We start from the raw sequence: 4,156 nt of genomic DNA, 5'->3' as shown, positions 1-4,156 counted from the left end.
CGCCGAAGCGAGCTCTTGCTTTGCCGTAGGTCCGCTGGAGCACGGCTATTTCTTTTCGTAGTTCTTCCACTCCGCCATGGCCATAGGCTTGTGGCCTACGGCCTGGGCGATGGACATCCTGGCATTGGGCAGCTTGTCGTCCCAGTAAAAGTGATAGATCAGACCGTCGGTGGTGGCTACGAGATCCGCCACGCCTTTGGCCTGGTCGTCGGGCATGTCCAGCACCTTCACGCGGCCGCCGGCGATCTCGATAGCGTGGTCGTGCCAGTTCTTGTTCCACGCCTTGAGGGGAACGCCGTTGCGCGTCATCGACTTGGCATAGATCCACTCGATCTGCGAGAGCATGGCGTTGGGTTCGGTGGACTCGTAGATCAGGCACACGATCTGCGGCGGATCGGGCGCGTACACCTTGCAGTAGTGGTGGTAAGGACCGTGCTCCTTGCCGTCCACCACGTGGGGAGCGACTACGTGGACGTCATAGCCATGCGACGGGCTGGCCATTGCCGCTTCCGGCGCGGGCGCAGCCGCCGACACCGGCTGCGTGGCGAGGCGGCGGGATCCAAACACAACGCCGAGCAGGAAGCAGGCGAGCAACAAGGCTGCAAGCAGGAGCGTGCGCTTCATGGAAAAGCCTCCGGTAGGGCGCCATGCGACCGGGGCGCCCCCACGCGGCCCGAAACCTTAGTCGAAGCCAGGGCGGGGGTCAACCGCAGGGTGTTGCGGAGGGCCGTTTGTCCTGGCCCAAGGCTGAGGGCAGGAAATTTCCAGAGTGCCTTCGCGGCACGGTCCCTTCGCGAGTCGGCCGGAAGGCCGACCTACCGAGCCGTGCTCCCTCCGACCGCCCTGCGTGTGTTCCGGCCTCGATGCATCGTGCGCTACCCTGAGGGCATCTTTCCCCTAGGGGAGTGGAACGCACTCATGGCACGCATCGCGGGAATCGAAGAGAAGCAGGCGCCCTGGCTCATCCGCATGGTCATGGGCAAGGTGCGCAAGATGATGGGCAAGGACCTGACGCCGATGAAGATCCAGGCGCGGGTGCCGCGCGTCTTCTGGGTCAATTTCCTCACCGAGCTCTTGCTGGGCCAGAGGACGAAGGTCCCTTTGCGCCTGCGCACGCTTATCCAGATCCGCACCGCGGCGCGCGTGGGTTGCCCGTTTTGAATGGACATCAATTCTGCCGTAGGCAGAACCAACGGGCTCACCGATGACGAGATTGCACGCATCTTGAGCGGGAGTGAAGAAGGCTTCACAGAACCTGAGCGGCTGCTCTTGCGCCTGGCTGACCAGCTCGCCGCCACGCCCGCCAATGTCTCCGATGACCTCTTTGCCGCGCTGCGCGCGCACTTCACGGAGGAGCAGTTGATCGAATTCGCCGCTGCCGCCGCCCAGGAAAACTATCGCGCCCGCTTCAATCGAGCATTCGACGTGGGCAGCGACGGGCTGTACTGCGTGATTCCAGCGAAAACTGCTGCAGATTGATGACCGGGATAACTTTCTGTGTAAAGATTCCGCTTGTATGCACCAACCTATGGAGCCGGCAAGGTTGAATGTGATCTTGGCCCGTTCAGCGCCAGTCGCCGTTGTTTTCCGTCGTGGGCCGTCAAAGTGGGTTGAACTAATCAAATGGCAGACGGATACAGACACTTTTGATTTTGGTCAATGGTTTCACGGCAGGATCTACGCTTGGCGTTCGGATCTCTCTCCGGATGGCACCATGCTCATCTATTTTGCAGCGAAGTGGAACCGCCGTAGTATCGCGGAATCGGACACGTTTCTGGAAGATCGAGAGCATTTGGCAACCAGAGTCATAGAACGATTGGCGGGTTTGCGAAAAAGAGTTGGCCGTTCACGCTCACCGCGGAGCGATGACAGGTATACGCACGCATGGACTGCAATCAGCAGGCCGCCGTTTCTAACCGCTCTGGCACTTTGGGCGAAAGGAGATTGCTGGCATGGTGGCGGTCTATTCAAAGATGCCAAGACTGTCTGGCTCAATCATCGCCCGAATGTCGCTGTGCCTCACCGGCTGCACAAGCCCAAGGGACTGAAGGTATTACCAAATCCGAAAGCCGCTGGTGAGGATTACCCTGTGTACTCAAGGCGTCTGATTCGAGACGGATGGATGCTCAAACAGGAAATCGGTGGCGAGTGGAGAGGAGCCCTTTTCGATACGACAGCGGCTGAAATATGGGAAAAGGCAGATGCCACAGGCCGGTTTCTTCTGAGATGGACTCGAACGTATGACACCCGATTTCGTGAATCCTTTTCCTTAGTTGAACGGAACTCGAAGCGAGAGCTCATCGACCTTCAGACAGCGGACTGGGCAGATTGGGACCATCGCGGGCGCTTGAGTTTTTCCCAGGACGGCAAGCTGCTTTCGGCGTCGATTGCCAACGGAAACCAGTTTGAGACGCGCGAACTCGCCGATTTCAATGACCGAAAACCAGAGGCGCTAGGAACACCAGAATGGGCCAAGCGATGGTAGTGACACTGGCGTTCACAGCGGTATGTTCCCGTGTTTCTTGGGCGGGTTCTTGTCGCGCTTGTTCTCCAGCATCTCCAGCGCGTCGATGATCTTTTTTCGCGTCTCGCCAGGGCGGATGACGGCGTCCACGTAGCCGCGCTCGGCGGCGATGTACGGATTGGCGAAGCGCTCGCGGAATTCCTCCACTTTCTGGGCCCGTAACGCGGCCACGGCGGCTTCGCCGGTCAGACCGTTGAATCCTTCCTTGGCGGCGCGGTCGAATTCGCGCTTGTACACGATGTTCACCGCGCCCTCCGGGCCCATGACGGCGATCTCGGCGGTGGGCCAGGCGTAGTTCAAGTCGGTGCGGATGTGCTTGGAGGCCATGACGCAGTACGCGCCGCCGTAGGCCTTGCGGGTGATCACGGTGACCTTGGGCACGGTGGCTTCGGCAAAGGCGTAGAGCAGCTTGGCGCCGTGGCGGATGATGCCGCCGTACTCCTGATTGGTACCGGGCAGGAAGCCGGGAACGTCCTCGAACGTCACCAGCGGGATGTTGAAGGCGTCGCAGAAGCGCACGAAGCGCGCGCCCTTGACGGAGGCGTTGATGTCGAGCACGCCGGCGAGAAACGCCGGCTGGTTGGCCACGATGCCCACGGGCCGGCCGTTCATGCGCGCGAACCCCACCACGATGTTCCTGGCATAGTGCTCGTGGACTTCGAAAAAGTAGCCGTCGTCCACCACCCGCTGGATGACGTCCTTGATGTCGTAGGGCAGGTTCGACTCGGCGGGCACGATGCGGTCCAGCTCTTCGTCGGCGCGGTCGATGGGGTCGGAGCACGGCCGTCGCGGCGCGTCCTCCAGGTTGTTCGACGGAATGAAGCTCAGCAGCTCGCGGATCAGCGACAGGCACTCGGCGTCGTCGTGGGCCACGAAGTGGGCCACACCCGAGGTCTCGTTGTGGGTCATGGCGCCGCCGAGCTGTTCTTTCGTGACTTCTTCGTGCGTGACGGTCTTGATGACATCCGGGCCAGTCACGAACATGCACGCCGTCTTTTCCACCATGAGGATGAAGTCGGTAATGGCCGGCGAGTACACCGCGCCCCCGGCGCAGGGCCCCATGACGGCGGAGATCTGCGGAATCACGCCCGAGGCCAGCGTGTTGCGCAGGAAGATATCGGCGTAGCCGCCCAGCGACATGATGCCTTCCTGGATGCGCGCCCCGCCACTGTCGTTCAGCCCGATGACGGGCGCGCCCACGCGCATGGCCAGGTCCATGATCTTGCAGATCTTCTGCGCGTTGGCCTCGGAGAGCGAGCCGCCGAACACGGTGAAGTCCTGCGCGAAGGCGAACACCAGGCGCCCCTCGATGCGGCCGTAGCCGGTGACGAAGCCGTCGCCCAGGACTTTCTGCTCCTGCATGCCGAAGTCGGTGGAGCGGTGGGTGACCAGCTTGTCGGTCTCTTCGAAGGTTGCGTCGTCGAGCAGGAACTCGATGCGCTCGCGCGCCGACATCTTGCCTTCTTTGTGCTGGCGCGCGCGGCGGTCTTCGCCGCCGCCGGCTTCCGCCAGTGCGTCGCGCTTTTTCAGCTCAGCAAGTTTCTGTTCCAAATCCATGCGGGAAGGATTATAGCCACAGAGGCACGTGGTTCTACGGCAACGCCTGGTTGGGTTCCCAGCGATACTTCTTGC

5 protein-coding genes are annotated in these 4,156 nt (G+C 61.5%); 3 read left to right on the top strand and 2 right to left on the bottom strand.

Features of this window, described 5'->3' with window-relative positions; all coding sequences use genetic code 11:
• Positions 1-45: 45 nt before the first annotated feature.
• Entirely contained in the window at positions 46-624 is a 579-nt protein-coding gene (locus tag VLE48_06575) for a DUF1264 domain-containing protein (protein HSA92660.1), read from the bottom strand.
• Positions 625-918: 294 nt separating this feature from the next.
• On the opposite strand from VLE48_06575, the gene VLE48_06570 reads away from it, so the two are divergent.
• The 3 genes from VLE48_06570 to VLE48_06560 all read left to right on the top strand — a co-directional run bounded on the left by VLE48_06570 (position 919) and on the right by VLE48_06560 (position 2,485).
• Positions 919-1,161: a hypothetical protein gene (locus tag VLE48_06570; protein ID HSA92659.1), complete on the top strand. Its 243-nt coding sequence runs from the start codon at positions 919-921 to the stop codon at positions 1,159-1,161.
• The gene (locus VLE48_06565) at positions 1,162-1,479 is read left to right on the top strand and encodes a hypothetical protein (protein ID HSA92658.1); all 318 of its coding nucleotides are present in this window, start codon (positions 1,162-1,164) and stop codon (positions 1,477-1,479) included. It abuts the gene before it with no gap.
• Between the two features lie 64 nt (positions 1,480-1,543).
• On the top strand, positions 1,544-2,485 hold the full coding sequence (locus VLE48_06560; GenBank protein HSA92657.1) for a hypothetical protein: 942 nt from the start codon (positions 1,544-1,546) through the stop codon (positions 2,483-2,485).
• A gap of 12 nt (positions 2,486-2,497) precedes the next feature.
• Here the strand turns inward: VLE48_06560 and VLE48_06555 are convergent, their stop codons facing one another.
• A complete protein-coding gene (locus VLE48_06555) occupies positions 2,498-4,081 on the bottom strand; it encodes an acyl-CoA carboxylase subunit beta (protein HSA92656.1) in 1,584 nt (527 codons plus the stop codon).
• Positions 4,082-4,156 lie beyond the last annotated feature (75 nt).

It is taken from the genome of Terriglobales bacterium (genome assembly GCA_035454605.1).
Classification (GTDB): Bacteria; Acidobacteriota; Terriglobia; order Terriglobales; family Acidobacteriaceae; genus DATMAB01.
This window is presented reverse-complemented; position numbering and strand designations above follow the sequence as displayed.